We start from the raw sequence: 18,180 nt of genomic DNA, 5'->3' as shown, positions 1-18,180 counted from the left end.
CTGGCGTCATGTATTAGTCAATAAACGATCAATTGCGGCTATAACATCATGACGTGTGTTACGTAAATTACAAACAAAATCTTTGGGGTTAATTTTATTGTTGTTAAGGTTGGTTATCATGGGTGAATAAATTAGAAACGTTTCAAAATCGATATTTACGGCTGGTGCCAGCTGACTCTGCCATAACGGTAATTTATTCACTCTCGCAAGTGGCACAATTACGCGCGTGGCAAGATCATCATAATAATCATCCTGAATGAGCATATAGTAAGGCAGCTTATCCCTGGTTGCTGTAGAGGTATTCCGGTAAACATTAAATTGTCTCAGCATTAAAGCACCCTGAAAAACTCATCATCAGTAATAGTTCCATGTTTTTCCACAAACTCATTCATTGAGTGAATGAATGAACGATCCGCATCTGATGACTGACACGGCGCAACGGAGTCTGGTGAGGTATGGCTCGACGGTACTGTTGGTTTAATGCTTCGCGAGAGGGTGTGGTCAACTGTGTGTTTCATTCGTATCTCCTTTGTTGGTGCGGCCATTATCAACCGCAGCCAACAAAAAACAATACCTTTTCCCCTGGTAATCTACATTCTGCGAGCCGTCTTCCAGTAATCTTAGAACCGCTCCTCCACATAACGGAACGGGTATTTCGTCGGTTTCACTTTGCCAATTTTACGTTTCGGTAATTCCACCTTTTCAACGTGAATTTCTTTATACGGGATCTGCGTCAGGAGATGCGAAATAATATTCAGCCGCACGCGTTTTTTATCTTCTGAACGGGCCACATACCACGGTGCCCAGGCGGTATCGGTTGCCGCAAACATGGCATCGCGCGCTACGGTATATTCATCCCACAGGTTAAACGATTTAATATCCATCGGTGAGAGCTTCCATATTTTACGACCGTCGTTAATACGGTCACGTAAACGGCGCTCCTGCTCTTTAGGTGTCACCTCGAGCCAGTACTTCAGCAGAATAATCCCGGCATCAACCATCGCTTTTTCCATCACCGGCGTACCGTCGAGAAACTTCTCCACCTGTTCCGGCGTGCAGAACCCCATGACCCGCTCGACGCCCGCGCGGTTGTACCAGCTTCGGTCGAATATCACGATCTCCCCGGCAGCGGGCAGATGGGGAACATAACGCTGAAAATAGAGCTGGGTTTTCTCTTTCTCGGTGGGTGCGGGAAGGGCAACAACGCGGAAAACGCGCGGGCTGACGCGCTCGGTGATCGCTTTTATGGTGCCGCCTTTACCGGCGCCATCGCGCCCTTCAAAAACAATACACACTTTTAACCCTTTGGCGACGACCCACTGCTGGAGCTTCACCAGTTCAACGTGGAGGCGGCGAAGCTCTTTTTCGTACTCTTTGGTTTTCAGCGGGGCATTTTTTTCGACATCAACAGCGACACTGGTTTTCTTCTTGCTTCCCATGATTGTCATCCTCAGGTTGTCCGGCGCGGGAAAAAGCGAGGCCGCACTATGAAGTGTAATCCACCTGAATTAATGGATTAACGTGTCAGCCAGCTGATTTGAACTGGCTCACCATACAAGTTTGTTCAATAATGCCCGTCGCGAGTTTTTAACCTGTGGTCGTGGTATGAAAAAGACAATTTTTTCGTTGGCGCTTGGCACGTTTGGCCTGGGGATGGCTGAATTTGGCATTATGGGTGTGCTCACCGAACTGGCGCACGATACCGGCATTTCTATTCCCTCGGCCGGGAATATGATTTCGTTTTATGCTTTCGGCGTGGTGATTGGTGCCCCGATTGTGGCGCTCTTTTCGGGCAAGTTCTCGTTAAAAACCACGCTGTTGTTCCTGGTGGCAATGTGCGCTGTCGGCAATGCGCTGTTTACTTTCTCCACGTCCTATTTCTGGCTGGCGCTGGGGCGTTTAATTTCTGGTTTTCCGCACGGGGCCATTTTTGGCGTCGGGGCGATTATCCTCTCTAAAATAGCACCACCGGGGAAGGTAACGGTTGCCGTGGCCGGGATGATCGCCGGTATGACCGTGGCTAACCTGGTCGGTGTCCCGCTGGGTACCTGGCTGGGGCACGCATTTAGCTGGCGCTATACCTTTTTCCTGATTGCCGTGTTCGATGCGCTGGTGATCCTGTCGGTTATCCTTTGGGTGCCACACCTCCATGACAGATCAGAAATCAAATTGACCGAGCAGTTCCAGTTTCTGAAAAGACCAGAACCGTGGCTGATTTTTGCCGCCACTATGTTTGGTAACGCCGGTGTGTTTGCGTGGTTCAGCTTCGTTAAGCCCTTTATGGTTAACGTCTCCGGTTTTTCGGAAGGGGTGATGACCGCCATCATGATGCTGATGGGTCTTGGGATGGTGTTGGGCAATCTGTTAAGCGGTAAACTCTCTGGTCGCTTTAGCCCGCTGCGCATTGCCGCCACCACCGATATGGTGATTGTCGCCTCACTGCTGCTGCTTTTTGCCACTGGCGAACAGAAAACGGCCTCGCTGGTCATGGGCTTTATCTGCTGTGCCGGGCTGTTTGCGCTCTCTGCGCCGCTGCAAATCCTGCTTCTGCAAAATGCGAAGGGCGGTGAGATGCTGGGGGCGGCAGGGGGGCAGATGGCATTTAATCTCGGCAGTGCGATTGGCGCGTACTTTGGCGGGATGATGATTACCCTTGGCTTTAGCTGGCGTTACGTCACGCTACCAGCGGCAATACTCTCGTTCTCGGCCATGAGCGCATTGCTGTTGTACGGATATCTGCGGACAAGACAGTCACACGTTAAGGCTCGTACGGCTGTATAAAAACCGCTCCCTTTCGGGAGCGGTGATAAATGATGAGCGCTTATGAGCGTAAATCAATCACCATACGGCCACGGATCTGACCCTGTTCCATCTCTTTGAAGATGGCGTTGATATCTTCGATTGGACGCATTGTCACCTTCGGTACCACTTTACCTTCCGCCGCAAACTGGAACGCTTCCTGCAGATCCTGACGGGTACCAACCAGTGAACCCACCACCTGAATGCCGTCCAGCACCAGGCGCGGAATATCCAGGCTCATCGCTTCCGGTGGCAGACCAACCGCGACCACGCGACCACCGGCGCGCACGGCATCCACCGCGGAGTTGAAGGCCGCTTTTGCGACGGCAGTGACGACAGCAGCATGTGCGCCGCCGGTTTTTTCCTGCACAATTTTAGCGGCATCTTCACTGCGGGAGTTGATGGTCAAATCCGCACCCATGCTGGCGGCAAGCTTCAGCTGTTCGTCATTAACATCCAGCGCGATGACTTTGGCGTTAAAGACGTTTTTAGCATACTGCAGCGCAAGGTTGCCCAGTCCACCCAGACCATAAATGGCAATCCACTGGCCCGGTTTAATACCTGAGATCTTCACCGCTTTGTAAGTGGTGACACCTGCGCAGGTGATGCTGCTGGCGGCAGCAGAATCCAGGCCATCCGGTACTTTTACCGCGTAGTCGGCGGTGACGATGCACTCTTCCGCCATGCCGCCATCAACGGAGTAACCGGCATTTTTTACATCGCGGCACAGGGTTTCGTTGCCGGTATTACAGTATTCACAGTGACCACAGCCCTCAAAGAACCAGGCTACGCTTGCGCGATCGCCGACCTTCAGCGACGTCACGCCAGGGCCGATTTCTTTGACGACGCCAATCCCTTCATGGCCCAGGATCACCCCGGTTTTATCGCCAAAGTCACCGTTCTTTACGTGAAGATCGGTATGGCATACGCCACAGCATTCCATCTTCAACAGGGCTTCCCCGTGCTTGAGCGGGCGCAAGGTTTTTTCGGTAACGTTAACCTGATGATCCTGAGTAACAACAGCAGCCTTCATGTATATCTCCTTGTTCATGATGAGTATCTGCATAGCAGGTGTAATACTCCTCAAGGATTAATGCTTAAGCGCTGTAATGCAAGGTGCCCGCAACATAATGTCATCATTTAAGGTGATTTCAGATTAAGAAAAGGATGTTCCTCTAATAATTAAGGGGGAAAATACTGGCCCGACGAGAGGCTCGCCGGGCGCAGTGTTACAGCTGTGCTTCTATCTCCTTAATTTCTTTACGCCATTGAGCCTGCAGCTGTGGTTTCTGATGCTTTGGCTTACGCGCCAGATCGTCTTCCAGCAATGTTTCCAGCGCGACAAGCCGTTCAAGCAGATCGTCAGAGGGGGATACAGGCATGGTCGTGGCGTCGACGGGAGCTGGGGATGTTACCAGTCCCGCGCTTTCACGCAGCCGCTCGAATACCGCTTCTGCATCATGCCATTCGCTCAGCTTTCCCTCTTCAATTAACCAGAAACGGTTGCAGCTTTGGCTAATTAACTGACGGTCGTGGCTGACCAGCAGGACGCCGCCCTCAAACTGCTGCAGGGTTTGCGCCAGCGCCTCTCTGCCCTCCATGTCGAGATGGTTGGTCGGCTCATCGAGCATCAGCAGGCTATAGCGGGCAAGCGTCAGGCCGACAAACAGCAGTCGAGAGCGTTCGCCACCGCTGAGCGTACTGACGTTTTGTCCGTGACGCGCCCACGGAAATCCGGCGCTGATGAGCGCCATTTTTCTGTGTTGCGGGTCGGGCGCGAACGGCTCCAGCGCGTCAAACAGCGTGGCGTCATCCGGCAGCTGGTTCAGCGTCTGATCGTAATAGCCAGCTGACACGCGTGGATGAAGTTTCAGCCCCGTATCGCTCTGCTCATCACTAAAACAGCGCCAGATAAGCTTCATCAGGGACGATTTTCCGCAGCCATTACGACCCACAATCGCTACGCGATCGCCGCTTTTCAGACGCGCGATGTCGATGTTAAACAGCTCAGAAAGCCCCGGCGCAGGCGGCACGCCGAGGTTTTCTATCTCCAGCAGTCGGTCGGCGCGAAGCGCATCGCCGCGCAGGGTTAACGTCCACTGGCTGCCAGCCGTAAGCGCCGTCTGGCTCTCCTTCAGCCGTTCGACCTGTTTTTCCATCTGTTTGGCTTTCCGGGCCAGGTCTTCGTTATCGTAAACCTTGCCCCAGGTCGCCAGCCGCTTCGCGCTGGCGGTCACGCGGTCGATCTCCTTTTGCTCCGCCTTGTGGCGCTGCGCGTCGCTTTCATCTTTTGCTTCAAGCGCCTTGCGTGCGGCCGTGCAGGGAAGGGCAAAGTAGTGCAGCGTTTTATCGCGCAGGATCCAGCTGCCGTTTGTGACGGCATCCAGCAACTGTCGGTCGTGCGAGACCAGCACGAAGCTGCCTGACCAGTTCTGTAAAAAATGTTCCAGCCAGAGCATGGTCGGCAAATCGAGGTGGTTACTGGGTTCATCCAGCAGGAGCAGATCCGGCTCGTGAATCAACGCCCGCGCCAGCAGCAGCCGGGTGTGTTGCCCGCCGCTCAGCGTGGCGGAGCGCAGCGTCATATCCTGCGGGGTAAAGCCCATGCCGGCCAGCAGCGTTTCGGCTTTCCAGCGCAGGCTATCGCGCTCAGCTAAAGGCAGCTGTGCGAGTACGGCATCCAGCATGGTCAGCGGGAAAATAGCGTCCGGAAGATGTTGCTCAACGCGCGCCATCAGGCAGTGCCCGGCCAGCGCTACCGTACCGGCGGCGGGGGAGTCTGTGCCGTCCAGCACCTTTAAAAGCGTACTTTTTCCGCAGCCGTTATCGCCCAGCAGGCCAATGCGGTCGCCTTTTTTCAGCGCAAAAGAAAGGGAGTCGAAGAGCGTGCCAAACGCCGTATCAACACGTAAAGATTGTGCAGTGAGTAAAGTGCTCATTGTTGCTTACCCAAGAGTTACAGGCATGTTTATGCCTCGTCAAACATCGCTGACGATAACTCAGTAAGCCCGAGAGAAGGGATTTCAGGGGTTGGTGTCTTCGCTCAAGCAGAAGTTATCGCAGCACGATACCGATAACGCTTGAGCGGGTGCGATCACCAAATGTATGTGAAACATTGAAAATTTCACAGTACAGCATAATTGGCCTCCTTATATATTCAGTAAGTTAATGGATGAAAGGAGTGTAGCGGGGGAAAGGGGGTTTGGCTAGTGGGATTCGATGGTGCGGTCTGATGCCCTCACCCTAACCCTCTCCCACGGGGAGAGGGAACGGTCGGAGCGAATTAAATCGAGGTACGGCGATAGCTGCGGTATTCAGGCTTCCAGAAGTTATCGTCAATAGCCTGCTGCAGCGCGTCGGCAGAGGTTTTCACCGCCACGCCCTGCTGCTGCGCCATTTTACCTACCGCAAACGCGATAGCGCGCGACACCTTGTGGATGTCCTTCAGCTCAGGCAGTACCAGCCCTTCACCATCATTGACCAGCGGCGAGTGGCCCGCGAGGGTTTCGCTCGCGGACATCAGCATCTCATCGGTAATGCGAGACGCGCCGGAGGCGATCACGCCCAGACCAATACCCGGGAAGATATAGGAGTTGTTGCACTGGGCAATCGGATAGGTTTTATCCTTCCATACCACCGGATCGAACGGGCTGCCGGTCGCAACCAGCGCGTTACCTTCGGTCCAGGCGATGATGTCCTGCGGCGTCGCTTCTACGCGGGAGGTCGGGTTGGAAAGCGGCATCACGATAGGGCGCTCGCAGTGCTTGTGCATCTCACGAATAATCTCTTCCGTGAAGAGGCCGGTTTGTCCGGAAACGCCGATCAGAATATCCGGCTTCACGTTGCGCACCACGTCCAGCAGGGAGAGGACTTCGTTGTCAGTATCCCAGTTTTTCAGGTTCTCGCGTTTCTGCACCAGTTTGGTCTGGAACGGCAGCAGGTTCGGCATACCGTCTGTCAGCAGGCCGAAACGGTCAACCATAAACACGCGGGAGCGGGCCAGCTCTTCACTCAGGCCTTCACGCTGCGTCTGGGCAATAATCTGTTCGGCGATACCGCATCCTGCGGAGCCTGCCCCGAGGAAGACGATTTTCTGGTAGCTCAGCTGGCTGCCGGCTGCGCGGCTGGCGGCGATAAGCGTACCCACGGTCACGGCTGCGGTGCCCTGGATATCGTCGTTAAAGGAGCAGATCTCATCGCGATAGCGGTTCAGAAGCGGCATCGCGTTCTTCTGCGCAAAGTCTTCGAACTGCAGCAGCACGTCCGGCCAGCGGTGTTTCACGGCCTGGATGAAATCGTCGACAAACTGGTAGTACTCTTCGTCGGTAATACGCGGATGACGCCAGCCCATATACAGGGGATCGTTCAACAGCTGCTGGTTATTTGTACCCACATCCAGCACTACCGGCAGGGTATACGCCGGGCTGATGCCGCCACAGGCGGTGTACAGTGACAGCTTACCGATCGGAATACCCATTCCGCCGATGCCCTGGTCACCCAGACCCAAAATGCGCTCGCCGTCAGTGACCACAATGACTTTGATGTTGTGGTTAGGCACGTTCTGCAGAATATCGTCCATGTTGTGACGGTTCTGGTAAGAAATGAATACCCCGCGGGAGCGACGGTAGATCTCAGAGAAACGCTCGCAGGCAGCACCCACGGTCGGGGTATAGATCACCGGCATCATCTCTTCCAGATGGTTCTGCACCAGGCGGTAAAAGAGGGTTTCATTGGTGTCCTGAATGTTGCGCAGGTAGATGTGCTTGTCGATTTCGGTTTTGAAGCCCTGATACTGGATCCACGCGCGCTCTGCCTGTTCTTCGATGGTTTCAACCACTTCGGGCAGTAAACCCAGCAGGTTGAAGCTGCTGCGCTCTTCCATGCTGAAGGCGCTACCTTTGTTGAGCAGGGGGAATTCGAGTAAAACCGGTCCGGCATAAGGGATATATAAGGAACGATGTTTTTTCAGTTTGTTGTCCATGTCACTCACTCTTTTTTTGAAGATCCGTCCCTGACACTGCTGTTTGTCATCTTTCTGGCCTGTGCGATGGGGTGCGGTCGGGCGGTATTATAAAGGAGCTGAATATTAATTACCGCAACACATAAACAAAAACACCATCGGTTTTGCCGATGGTGTTCTCTGTCTCAGTCTGGAACTTACTTGCCCGCGTGGCGTTTTCTGCCGGTGGCGTGAGTGACTTGCGTTTCGTGGTCGCCTTCAATCACCACTTTACGCTGATTAGAAAGCTTGTAGTTCAGTCCCAGAATGTGGCGTGCCTGACGGTTCGATTTCATGTTAACTCCTCAATCCTGTTGATAGTTTTAAGGACCAGATTGCTTACGCAAACGAAATGTAACCCCTTAGGTTGCAGATCCAGCTTAGCAGGTTTTTACAAAGGTGCGTTTCGCCCGCTGACGACGTAGTTAATGGTCTGCTGGTAGATGTCACTGAGGATGTCATTATCCGTGGATTCCACCCACCTGGTCAGTTCCATCAAAATGTCATCTTCAGTCACAGCACCGTGTTCGGCGTGAAGACCCTGCGCAATCGCGTTAACGAGTTCAGGTTGTGCTGCTGCAGTATTAGCCGGGTAATAAGTAAACATGCTGCCTCCGTGTCGTTGTCTGTTTAATGGTACGGCTCGCAAAAAATGTAATTCATAAACAGAATGGCAAATATTTTACCCGTTGTGGCTAAGATTCATCTTAGAAACGAAAATGTCATAAGTGCATGCTTTTATGCACTTTTAAAACGTGGGGATAAATTGACGTTGGGCAACGAGGATATTTGGGCGGTGCTCCTGCTATGGGGGAAATATAGCAGGAGCCGTTTTTAACTTACCACTTCATTTCGCCGGTATTTACTTTGGCGCTTAATTCCAGGGAGCTCTCTTCGGCAAGATCCGGGTACTGTTTTTTCATCGCGCCGATAACGCCCGCGGAGTCTTTGTGTGCGGATAAAGCCTGTTCAAAATGCTGCAGGTAGCCACGCGTAAAATCAATCGCGCTCGTTCCGGCAGGCGGAGTCCCAAGATAGTGACCCGGGATCACGCGTTCAGGTTTGTGCGCAGCCATATTGTCCAGGGTTTGCTGCCACTGCTGGCGGCGAGCAGGCGTCTGGGTATCTGCCGTCCAGACGTGAATACCCCAGGAGACACCGGTGCCACCGAGGATCGTTTTCGCAGACGGGATCCACACGTAAGCCGCGTAACTGTCTGGTTGTTCAATGTCGATCTTTTCCCCGTCAACCATAAACGTGGTTGAGGCGAGCACCTGCGGAACGACCAGCGTCGTTGGCGCGCCGTCTTTCATCTGCGGGCCCCAGAAGGCGAGTTTGGCGTCTTTGGTGGCCTTAATATGGTCAACCACCTGCTGCGTGGCCACCACTTTGGCATTCGGGAAGGCTTTTACCAGCGGTTGCAGACCAAAATAGAAATCCGGATCGCCGGAAGTGATCACAATCTTGTTCAGCGTTTTACCGCTGCGGCGAATTTTCTCCACCAGCGCTTCGCCATCTTTCACGCTGAACTGAGCGTCAAAAAGAACGGCTTCTTTCGGGCCAGAGACCAGTGTGGAAGAGACCGCGAAAATGCCTTTTTCCTGCGGGTTATACGTGTCAATGGTCAACGGCGCGGCAAAAACAGCCGGTGTGAAAAGGGCGCAAAGCAGTGCAAGGCGAGTAAGCTTCATCATCATGTCTCTGTGGTTCAGGAAAGTCTCTATTGTACGGATATTTGTATTTGCCAGAATTCCTGAAACAAGACATGCTTAGTTTCATAAATCGAGCAAATGGAGCGTATATGGATCGCGTTATCGCCGCTCAGGTCTACAACCGGATATGCGAGCTGGGAAGTTTGAGCGCGGCGGCCCGCGCATTGGGGATCTCGCGCCCGATGGTGAGCCGCTACCTGGAACAAATGGAAAAGTGGGCGGGAACACGGCTGGTTAACCGCTCCACGCGCAAGCTGACGCTGACGGCAGCCGGCGAAAAAGTGTTGCAGAAAACGCGGACGCTTTCGCAGCTCTCGCAGGAGATTGAGGGCCAGTCGGAGAAAGATTTGCCGTCAGGCACGCTGCGGGTCGCCTGTGCACACTTTACCGCCATGCACCTGATTGCGCCGGTGCTCCCCGGGCTGCTCGCGCGCTACCCGCAGCTGCGCATCGAGCTGGATGTGAACAACCACCCGGTGAGCCTGGTAGGGGAGCGTATTGATGTCGCCGTGCGCATTACCGACACCCCCGAACCGGGCATGATCGCCCGCCGACTCGGGGAGTGTCGTTCAGTCCTTTGCGCCTCGCCGGACTATCTTGCTCAGCACGGAACGCCCGTCAGTCCCGAAGATTTAGCGCAGCATAATTGCCTGCACTACAGCTTTTTCGCCGGGCAGTCCTGGCATTTTCTTACGCCGGAAGGTGAAAGCCTGAGCGTGGCCGTCAGCGGCAACCTGAGCGCCAGCATCTCATCGCTGTTGATGGACGCCGCGATTAACCACTGCGGTATCGCCATGTTGCCGGAGCGTGAGGCATCTGACGCGCTGGCGCAGGGATTACTGGTGCCGGTTCTGAGCGTGCTGGAGCCGAAACCGCTTGCCATCCATGGCATTTACCAGTCCCGGGAATATCAACCTGCCGCACTGCGCGCATTCCTTGATGCACTGGCGCAACATGTGTTCAGTGGCTAAGACTCTTCTGTCTTCGCCGCAGAATCTGAGTAGCCTTCTATACTTAACCCTTTGTAAGCCAAAAGGAGAGCAAGAATGACTATTCATAAGCACGGTTCAGCACACTGGTCTGGCGACATTAAACGCGGGAAAGGAACGGTTTCTACCGAGAGCGGCGTTCTCAATCAGCAGCCTTATGGCTTTAACACCCGCTTTGAGGGTGAAAAGGGGACCAACCCTGAGGAGCTGATTGGCGCGGCACACGCCGCCTGTTTCTCGATGGCGCTTTCGCTGATGCTGGGCGAGGCGGGCTATACCGCCGATTCCATTGATACCACTGCAGACGTCTCGCTGGATAAAACCGACGGCGGTTTTGCCATCACAAAGGTTGCGCTGAAAAGCAAGGTGACTGTTCCCGGCATCGCACCTCAGCAGTTTGACGGCATCATTCAGAAAGCGAAAGCAGGCTGCCCGGTGTCGCAGCTGCTGAAAGCCGACATCACGCTCGATTACAAACTCAACTAAGCCCCAGCCGGGTTCGCGCCCGGCTATCCCTTCAGCGCGGCGGGGAATACCTCCGCCAGCCAGGCAATAAATACCTTCAGGCGGTGCGTTAAATGCCGGTTTTGGGGGTAAACCACATGAAACGGATAGGCCGCAGGGCGCCAGTCGCTCAGGATTGCCGTCAATGTTCCCGTCTGCAAATAGTGCTTTGCCGAATACTCAAAAGTCTGAACAATCCCAAGTCCCGCCGCGGCAGCCGCGAGATGGGCATTGCTTTCATTAACGCCGAGATAGTGTGGAATGCTGATTTCCAGCGCCTCGCCATCCTGTCTGAAGCGAAACGGAAAGGCCCGCCCGGTGACCGGAGAGAGATAGCTTATCAATTTGTGGCCGTTGCGCAGCTCCTGCGGATAGGCCGGGACGCCATGATTCTTCAGATAACCCGGCGTCGCGCAGGTAACCATTTCAGCATTGCCGAGATGTCGGGCAATAAGTGTTGAGTCGTTCAGCGGGCCGCCGCGAATAACACAGTCTACGTTACCGCTGATTAAGTCTACGGGCCGGTCGGCCACCCCAAGATCGATCCGGATATCCGGGTAGCGCTGCATGAAATCTGGTAGCAGGGGGATGAGCACGTCGCGGGCGGTGGAGCCGCCGATGTCGACGCGCAGATGCCCCTTTGGCGTCGCGCGAGAAACGCGAAAAGAGGTGTCAATATCTTCGATATCAATCAGCACCCTGAGTGCTTTTTCATAGTATTCCGCCCCCTCAGGCGTGGTGACGACCCGGCGGGTGGTGCGGTGCAGGAGGCGGATCTCAAGATGCGTTTCGAGAGATTTCACCAGCTTGCTCAGGGTGGCTATCGGCATATTCAGCGAATCCGCCGCGCGCGTAAAACTGCCGGATTCCACCACCCGCGTAAAGGCACGCATTGCCATTAACTGGTCCATCAGGCCCTCTGATTATTTCTGTATGTGAATAGTCATTTTCATTTTTGCCTATTTTTCATTAATGCTGCAAGGGCTAAAGTTTGTTCAACGCGAGCGAAAGCGCGCAAATCAAACCCAACAAAAGGTAAATGACATGAACACGACTCTTTCAGGAAAAATTGCACTGGTAACCGGGGGCAGCACTGGTATTGGTCTTGCCACGGCGCAGGAGCTGGCGGCTCAGGGGGCGAAGGTGTACATCACCGGACGTCGTCAGGCCGAGCTGGACGCGGCGGTGGCTGAAATTGCTTCAACGGCAGTGGGCATTCGTGCGGATGTCTCTAAACTCGGCGATCTGGATGAGGTTTATGCCCGGATTGCAAAAGAGGAAGGCCGTCTCGATATCCTGTTCGCCAATGCGGGGGGCGGTGATATGCTGCCGCTGGGCGCGATCACCGAAGAGCAGTTTGACCGTATTTTCGGTACTAACGTCCGCGGCGTGCTCTTTACGGTGCAGAAGGCGCTGCCGCTCTTATCCGCCGGATCGTCGATTATTCTGACCGGCTCGACGGTCTCCATTAAGGGGACGGCAAACTTTAGCGTCTACAGCGCCAGTAAGGCCGCCGTTCGCAACTTTGCCCGCTCCTGGGCGCTGGATTTGCAGGGCCGCGGGATCCGCGTCAACGTGGTGAGTCCGGGCCCAATCAAAACCCCGGGTCTCGGTGATTTGGTGCCGGAAGAACACCGTCAGGGGCTGTACGATGCGCTGGCCGCGCAGGTCCCGCTCGGACGTTTAGGCGCGCCGGGTGAAGTAGGGAAAGCGGTGGCGTTCCTGGCCTCCGATGCGGCCAGCTTTATTAACGCCACCGAGCTGTTTGTGGACGGCGGGATGGCGCAAATCTAACCCAGGTTGCGCCAGCAGCGAACGTGACGGCCCTCGTGAGAGGGCTGTAAAGCCTGGGGATCTTCACACCCCTGCGTGGCCAGCGGGCAACGGTCGCGGAAAAAGCAGCCTTTGGGCAGATGACGGTTTCCGGGAAGCTCCGTTTTGCGTAACGCCAGCGTTTCATCCAGCGGTTCACCGGTGCGGGGAACCGAATCGAGCAACAGACGGGTATAAGGATGGCGCGGTTCCCCCAGCACCTGGGCGGCGCTGCCCAGCTCCACAATCTGCCCGAGGTACATTACCGCCACGCGGTCACTCATGTGTCGGACCACCGAGACGTTATGCGAAATTAACACATAAGTCAGATTACGCTGCTGTTGCAGGGTCACCAGCAGATTGAGGATTTGCGCCTGCACGGAGATATCCAGCGCGCTGGTCGGTTCGTCGAGCACGATGATGTCCGGATCGGACGAGAGAGCCCGGGCGATGGCGATGCGCTGGCGTTGGCCACCGGAAAAGGCGTGCGGTAGCCGGTCGAGATATTCCGGACGAATGCCAACCTGCAACGCCAGGTTTTCCGCCATCTGTCGGCGTTCCCGTTCGGGGCTGCGTTTTTGCACCCACACCGGCTCGGTGATGATGCCCCAGACCGGCAAGCGCGGATCGAGCGACGAGAGCGGGTCCTGAAACACCATCTGCATGCCGCCCGCGTGGTTTACCCGCTGGTATGCCCCAGTGCTGGGCTTAAGCATGCCCATCAGCAGCTGGGCCAGCGTGCTTTTACCGCAGCCGGATTCCCCGACAATGCCCAGCGTTTCTCCCCGGCGGATCTGCAGATCGAGTCCGTTGAGCGCATGCACCTGCTCGGTGACGCGGCCCAGCCAGTTTTTACGTGCCGCAAAGTTTACGTGCACGCTATCCAGTTCCAGCAGCACATCAGACATGGGGTTTCTCCTGTTGCGGATACCAGCAGGCGGCCTGTTGACCTTCTGCGCCATGGGGGTGTAAGCGCGGAGTTTCGCTGCATTTCGCCCCGGCGGCAAAGCAGCGGTCGCGGAATGCGCATCCCTGCGGAAGCTGGCTGAGGTTGGGGACGGTGCCGGGGATGGCCGGGAGCAGATCGCGCGGCTGACCGTTCTCCGGCGCACACTTCAGCAGGCCAATGGAGTAGGGATGAACAGGGGCATGGATCAGCGTTTGCGTGGCGCCGCTCTCTATCACGCTACCGGCATACATCACATACATTCTGTCGCAGAGCTGGGATACCACGGCCATATCATGGCTGATAAACAGCACAGAGGTGCCGCTGGCCCGCGCCTTATGCTTCAGCAAGCGCAGTACCTGCAGCTGGACGGTAACGTCCAGTGCGGTGGTCGGTTCGTCGGCAATGATCAGCTCCGGCTCGCAGGAGAAGGCAAGGGCGATCATCACCCGCTGGCGCATGCCGCCGGAGAGTTCGAACGGATAACGCGCCATCACCTGGTGCGCGTCCGGGATTTGCATCTCTTCCAGCAGGGTAATCGCCTTTTGTTGCGCCTCCCGCCGGGAAAGTGGTCGATGCTGGCGGATCACCTCCACCATCTGTTTGCCAATCTGTCGCGTCGGATTGAGGGCGGTCATCGGCTCCTGAAAAATCATCGCCACTCTGGCGCCGCGCCACTGGCGGAGCTGTTTCTCAGATGCCGCGAGGACATTTTCACCCAGTAGCATCACCTGGCCCTGATGGATCCGGTAACTGCCTTCCGGCAGCAGCCGCATGGCGAGCATTGCGGTCACGGATTTCCCCGATCCCGATTCGCCCACCACGCCGACGATCTCACCCCTTTTGATCTCCAGCGAGACGTTATTCAGCGCGTGGACCTCACCGCGAAAAATCGGGAAGCTCAGGTGCAGGTCTTCAATGCGTAATACCGATTCGGTCATGACTGTTTCCCTCCTGACTTTGGATCCAGCAGGTCGCGGATACCGTCACCGAACAGGTTAAAACCCACGGCGGTAATCAAAATGGCCGCACCGGGAAAGGCGCAATACCACCACTGGTCGAGAACGTAGTTACGGCCAACGGCCACCATCGCCCCCCATTCGGCGGTCGGCTGCTGTGCACCCAGACCAATAAACCCCAGCGTCGCGGCCATCAGAATAGCGCTACCAATGTCCAGCGAAGCCTGCACAATCAGCGGCGGCAGGGCATTACGCAGAATATGCCAGCGGATCAAATGCCAGCGCGATGCGCCAAACGTGCGGGCGGCCTGCACGTAGGTAAACTGGCGGACCACCAGCGTCTGGCCGCGCGCCAGACGGACGTAAAACGGAATGCGGACAATGGCGATCGCCAGCATGGCGTTAAACAGGCTCGGGCCGAGCGCGGCAGCCAGCGCCATGGTCAGCACCAGAGAGGGTATAGAGAGCATGATGTCCATCACCCGCATGATGATGGCGTCACCGCGCCCACCCAGTACGCCGGACAAACAGCCCAGCAGCGAGCCAATGCCGCCTGCAATCACCACCACCGCCAGCCCGGCGGCGATCGACTGCTGGCTGCCTGCCAGGACGCGGCTGAACAGATCGCGTCCCACTTCATCGGTACCAAACCAGTGTTGTGCGGACGGTGCCTGCAGACGGGCGGTCAGATCCAGCGCGTTCGGGTCATGCGGCACAATCCACGGTGAGGTCACCATCACCAGGAGCATCGCAATCATAATCACGCCGCCAACTATCGTGAGTGGGCTTTGACGCAGCATCCAGAACAGTTTTGCCCAGTTGATACGTTGTCTGGCAGTTTTAACCGGGACGGGCGTTTCCTGCGTTAACATCATTCGGCACCTCCGCGCCCAATTCGTGGGTCAATCCACAGATAAAGCAGATCGACCACCAGATTCACCAATACGTAGGCCAGAGAGACGACGACAGCGAAGCCCATCACGGCAGGGAAATCGAGCGCCTGAATGGACGTCACCACCCAGGCACCCATCCCCGGCCAGGCAAAGACGGTTTCGGTCAGTACTGCACCGTACAGCAGATCGCCCAGCGCCAGCCCGAGCACGGTAATCGACGGGATCATCGCATTGGGCAGAGCGTAACGCAGGACGATATACCAGCCAGGCAGGCCGCTGGCGCGCGCCGTGCGGATGTAGTCCTCGCTAAGCTGCTCCAGCATCGCGGAACGCACCTGACGCGCCACGATGCCCAGGTGAACAAACGCCAGCGTCAGCGAGGGTAAAATCAGATGCTGAAGCGCATTGAGAAAGACCTCGACGTTGCCCTCCAGCAGGGCATCCAGCAGGTAAAACCCGGTGACGTGCGTCGGCGGATCGAGCCAGTCGTCCAGTCTGCCGCCGCCCGGCAGGATCTGCAGGTGCCCGTAGAAAAGCACAATAACGCCCAGACCGAGCCAGAAGGCTGGTGTGGAAATGCCAGTCATCGCCATTAATCGCACCAGATGATCCAGCCAGCGGTTGCGATAGACCGCCGACAAAATCCCCAACGGCACGCCGATGACCAGCGCCAGTAGCAGGGAGCAAAAGGCCAGCTCCAGCGTGGCAGGGAAAAAGGCCTTCAGGTCTTGTGCAACCGGACGTCCGGTACGAATGGACGTGCCGAGATCGCCATGGGCGAGAGCATCGACGTAGCGACCAAACTGGATATACAGCGGCTGATCCAGCCCCAATTGCTGGCGGATGTTTTGCACGATGTCGTCGCTGGCACGGTCTCCGGCCAGCAGACGGGCCGGATCGCCGGGGATCATGTGTGAAATAATAAAGGTAATGATACAGACACCGGCCACCACCAGGAGTAATCCCCAGCAGCGCTGGCGCACGATGCTCCAGAACGTCATACACTTTCCCCCGGCGAATTCGTTATTTACTCATGGTGGCGATGTTGAACACCTGCTCAAGCATCGGATTAAAGGTGAAGCCTTTAACCTCTTTGTTCATCGCCAGCTGATAGTTCTTCTGGAACAGATAAACGTAGGCCGCCTCGTCAATCACCACTTTTTGCGCCTGCTGGTAATCTTTGGTGCGTTCTGCCTGATCGGTGGTTTTCAGCGCGGCCTGCAGCAGCGAGTCGACCTCTTTGTTTTCATAGAATGAACGGTTGCCCGGCAGCCCTTTTTTGTCTGATTCGAACCAGTAGTTCATGAACATATAGGGGTCGGCAAAGTCCGGGCTCCAGTTACCGATCGCAATGTCGTAATCGCCTTTACCGACGCGGTCGCGCATGGTGGCGTTCGCCAGTTTCTCAAGCTTGACGTTAATGCCGATCTTGCCGAGGCTGGCCTGGGTTGAGAGGGCGATAGGCTCCCAGTTCGGATCGTTATCCGAGTAAAGGAAGGTCAGGCTGGCGGGCTTGTCTTTGACCTTCTCCAGGGCCGCTTTCGCTTTGGCCTCATCATAGCTGTACTGCATTGCCGTGGCGTCAAAGCCCCACATGCCTTCCGGGATCGGGCCGCGCATCTGCTTGCCGTTGCCGCTCAGAATGCCCTTCACCATGCCCTGGTAGTCCGTCGCCCATGAAATGGCTCGACGTAAATCCACCTGATTGAGCGGCGCTTTGCTGTTGTTGAGGTAGAGATAGGTCACGCGCAGGGACGGGTATTCCGCGACGGCGACTTTTCCTTCCTGCTTCAGAGCCGAGAGCTGATCGACCGGCAGGGAGTCGGCAATGTCCAGATCGCCGCGGGAAAGCTGCAATCGGCGGGAGGCGCTCTCTCCGATAATTTTTACCGATACACGCTTAAAGTGCGGTTTTTCACCCTGCCAGTGTGGGTTAGGCACCAGCACCAGCTGCTGGCCTTTCTGCCAGCTTTTGAGCATAAACGGCCCGGAACCGGCGGTGTTTTGCGCCAGGAAACCGCGCGCATCGTCCGCGGCATTTGCCTTCAGCACTGTCGGGTTAATGATGGATGCCCCGTCATTTGCCAGCGTGTAAAGGAAGGGGGCAAACGGCTGGCTGAGGGTGAATTTCACCGTATGGTCATCTACCGCATCAATTTTCAGATCTTTCGGGAAGGCTTCAGACGGTCCCTGGCCGAGCTTCAGCAGGCGTTCAAAAGAGCGTTTTACCGCTTCGGCGGTGACCGGCGTGCCGTCGGAGAATTTCGCGTTATCCGCCAGGGTAAAGGTCCACTCTTTCTGGTCGTCGGACGCTTTCCAGCCTGTCGAGAGATCGCCCTCCACCTCGGTAGAGCCTGGCTTGTACTTGACCAGACGCTGATAGGACGGATAGGTGACGGTCCAGTCGTTGTTATCAATGGTGATGGCAGGGTCGAGCGTTTGCGGGTCGGCGGCTTTACCAATCACCAGCATGTCTTTCGGGACGGCAGCCAGCGCCAGCGGAGCGTTCATTACCAGCGTGGCGGCGATCAGGGTCGTGAGAAGCGATGTTTTCATGGCAGTGCTCC

General features: G+C 56.0%; 19 protein-coding genes. 4 read left to right on the top strand and 15 right to left on the bottom strand.

Annotated features, from left to right (window positions below; genetic code table 11):
* Positions 1-6: 6 nt before the first annotated feature.
* From ACMGGM_RS02360 to ppk2, 3 genes are all read right to left on the bottom strand, one after another.
* Positions 7-330, bottom strand: a complete 324-nt coding sequence (locus ACMGGM_RS02360) for a CcdB family protein (protein ID WP_023337335.1) — start codon at positions 328-330, stop codon at positions 7-9.
* On the bottom strand, positions 330-518 hold the full coding sequence (locus ACMGGM_RS02355) for a hypothetical protein (protein ID WP_023330470.1): 189 nt from the start codon (positions 516-518) through the stop codon (positions 330-332). Before ACMGGM_RS02355 ends, ACMGGM_RS02360 begins: the two co-directional genes overlap by 1 nt.
* 102 nt (positions 519-620) lie before the next feature.
* Positions 621-1,439 carry a polyphosphate kinase 2 gene (ppk2, locus tag ACMGGM_RS02350; protein WP_014883908.1) on the bottom strand — a complete coding sequence of 273 codons (819 nt, stop codon included), beginning with the start codon at positions 1,437-1,439 and terminating at the stop codon, positions 621-623.
* A gap of 166 nt (positions 1,440-1,605) precedes the next feature.
* Here ppk2 and araJ point away from each other — a divergent pair, with 166 nt between their 5' ends.
* Positions 1,606-2,781 carry an MFS transporter AraJ gene (gene araJ, locus ACMGGM_RS02345; RefSeq protein ID WP_045133992.1) on the top strand — a complete coding sequence of 392 codons (1,176 nt, stop codon included), beginning with the start codon at positions 1,606-1,608 and terminating at the stop codon, positions 2,779-2,781.
* A 40-nt stretch (positions 2,782-2,821) separates the two neighbouring features.
* On the opposite strand, the gene adhP is transcribed toward araJ, so the two are convergent.
* From adhP to ACMGGM_RS02315, 6 genes are all read right to left on the bottom strand, one after another.
* The gene (gene adhP / locus ACMGGM_RS02340; protein ID WP_045133993.1) at positions 2,822-3,832 is read right to left on the bottom strand and encodes an alcohol dehydrogenase AdhP; all 1,011 of its coding nucleotides are present in this window, start codon (positions 3,830-3,832) and stop codon (positions 2,822-2,824) included.
* 196 nt (positions 3,833-4,028) lie between these two features.
* Positions 4,029-5,738 carry an ABC-F family ATP-binding cassette domain-containing protein gene (locus tag ACMGGM_RS02335; RefSeq protein WP_414149091.1) on the bottom strand — a complete coding sequence of 570 codons (1,710 nt, stop codon included), beginning with the start codon at positions 5,736-5,738 and terminating at the stop codon, positions 4,029-4,031.
* A 344-nt stretch (positions 5,739-6,082) separates the two neighbouring features.
* The gene (locus ACMGGM_RS02330; protein ID WP_014883904.1) at positions 6,083-7,780 is read right to left on the bottom strand and encodes an NAD-dependent malic enzyme; all 1,698 of its coding nucleotides are present in this window, start codon (positions 7,778-7,780) and stop codon (positions 6,083-6,085) included.
* Between the two features lie 176 nt (positions 7,781-7,956).
* Positions 7,957-8,094, bottom strand: a complete 138-nt coding sequence (gene sra, locus ACMGGM_RS02325; protein ID WP_008501714.1) for a stationary-phase-induced ribosome-associated protein — start codon at positions 8,092-8,094, stop codon at positions 7,957-7,959.
* Positions 8,095-8,189: 95 nt separating this feature from the next.
* Complete coding sequence (bdm, locus tag ACMGGM_RS02320) at positions 8,190-8,405, bottom strand: biofilm-dependent modulation protein (RefSeq protein WP_023337329.1); 216 nt, start codon at positions 8,403-8,405, stop codon at positions 8,190-8,192.
* 232 nt (positions 8,406-8,637) lie between these two features.
* Positions 8,638-9,489, bottom strand: a complete 852-nt coding sequence (locus tag ACMGGM_RS02315) for a Vmh family MBL fold metallo-hydrolase (protein WP_047344274.1) — start codon at positions 9,487-9,489, stop codon at positions 8,638-8,640.
* A 110-nt stretch (positions 9,490-9,599) separates the two neighbouring features.
* Here ACMGGM_RS02315 and ACMGGM_RS02310 point away from each other — a divergent pair, with 110 nt between their 5' ends.
* The gene (locus ACMGGM_RS02310) at positions 9,600-10,481 is read left to right on the top strand and encodes a LysR family transcriptional regulator (protein WP_014883901.1); all 882 of its coding nucleotides are present in this window, start codon (positions 9,600-9,602) and stop codon (positions 10,479-10,481) included.
* 75 nt (positions 10,482-10,556) lie between these two features.
* Positions 10,557-10,985 carry an OsmC family protein gene (locus ACMGGM_RS02305; protein ID WP_014883900.1) on the top strand — a complete coding sequence of 143 codons (429 nt, stop codon included), beginning with the start codon at positions 10,557-10,559 and terminating at the stop codon, positions 10,983-10,985.
* A 23-nt stretch (positions 10,986-11,008) separates the two neighbouring features.
* On the opposite strand, the gene ACMGGM_RS02300 is transcribed toward ACMGGM_RS02305, so the two are convergent.
* Positions 11,009-11,914: a LysR family transcriptional regulator gene (locus ACMGGM_RS02300; RefSeq protein ID WP_014883899.1), complete on the bottom strand. Its 906-nt coding sequence runs from the start codon at positions 11,912-11,914 to the stop codon at positions 11,009-11,011.
* 133 nt (positions 11,915-12,047) lie between these two features.
* Here ACMGGM_RS02300 and ACMGGM_RS02295 point away from each other — a divergent pair, with 133 nt between their 5' ends.
* The gene (locus ACMGGM_RS02295; protein ID WP_023337325.1) at positions 12,048-12,797 is read left to right on the top strand and encodes an SDR family NAD(P)-dependent oxidoreductase; all 750 of its coding nucleotides are present in this window, start codon (positions 12,048-12,050) and stop codon (positions 12,795-12,797) included.
* On the opposite strand, the gene ACMGGM_RS02290 is transcribed toward ACMGGM_RS02295, so the two are convergent.
* From ACMGGM_RS02290 to ACMGGM_RS02270, 5 genes are read right to left on the bottom strand one after another with little or no spacing between them, the layout of a single operon-like run.
* Entirely contained in the window at positions 12,794-13,723 is a 930-nt protein-coding gene (locus tag ACMGGM_RS02290) for an ABC transporter ATP-binding protein (protein ID WP_336219822.1), read from the bottom strand. The genes ACMGGM_RS02295 and ACMGGM_RS02290 overlap by 4 nt on opposite strands.
* Positions 13,716-14,702 carry an ABC transporter ATP-binding protein gene (locus ACMGGM_RS02285; protein WP_014883896.1) on the bottom strand — a complete coding sequence of 329 codons (987 nt, stop codon included), beginning with the start codon at positions 14,700-14,702 and terminating at the stop codon, positions 13,716-13,718. Before ACMGGM_RS02285 ends, ACMGGM_RS02290 begins: the two co-directional genes overlap by 8 nt.
* Positions 14,699-15,595 carry a D,D-dipeptide ABC transporter permease gene (gene ddpC, locus ACMGGM_RS02280; RefSeq protein ID WP_014883895.1) on the bottom strand — a complete coding sequence of 299 codons (897 nt, stop codon included), beginning with the start codon at positions 15,593-15,595 and terminating at the stop codon, positions 14,699-14,701. The genes ACMGGM_RS02285 and ddpC overlap by 4 nt, the downstream gene beginning before the upstream one ends.
* On the bottom strand, positions 15,592-16,614 hold the full coding sequence (locus ACMGGM_RS02275) for an ABC transporter permease (RefSeq protein WP_014883894.1): 1,023 nt from the start codon (positions 16,612-16,614) through the stop codon (positions 15,592-15,594). Before ACMGGM_RS02275 ends, ddpC begins: the two co-directional genes overlap by 4 nt.
* Positions 16,615-16,636: 22 nt before the next feature.
* Positions 16,637-18,169 carry an ABC transporter substrate-binding protein gene (locus ACMGGM_RS02270; protein ID WP_047344273.1) on the bottom strand — a complete coding sequence of 511 codons (1,533 nt, stop codon included), beginning with the start codon at positions 18,167-18,169 and terminating at the stop codon, positions 16,637-16,639.
* Positions 18,170-18,180: the final 11 nt, after the last annotated feature.

This window comes from Enterobacter sp. BNK-14, from assembly GCF_047456095.1.
Lineage (GTDB): Bacteria > Pseudomonadota > Gammaproteobacteria > Enterobacterales > Enterobacteriaceae > Enterobacter > Enterobacter kobei.
Note: the sequence above shows the minus strand (reverse complement) of the source record. Positions and strands in the feature narration are given on the sequence as shown.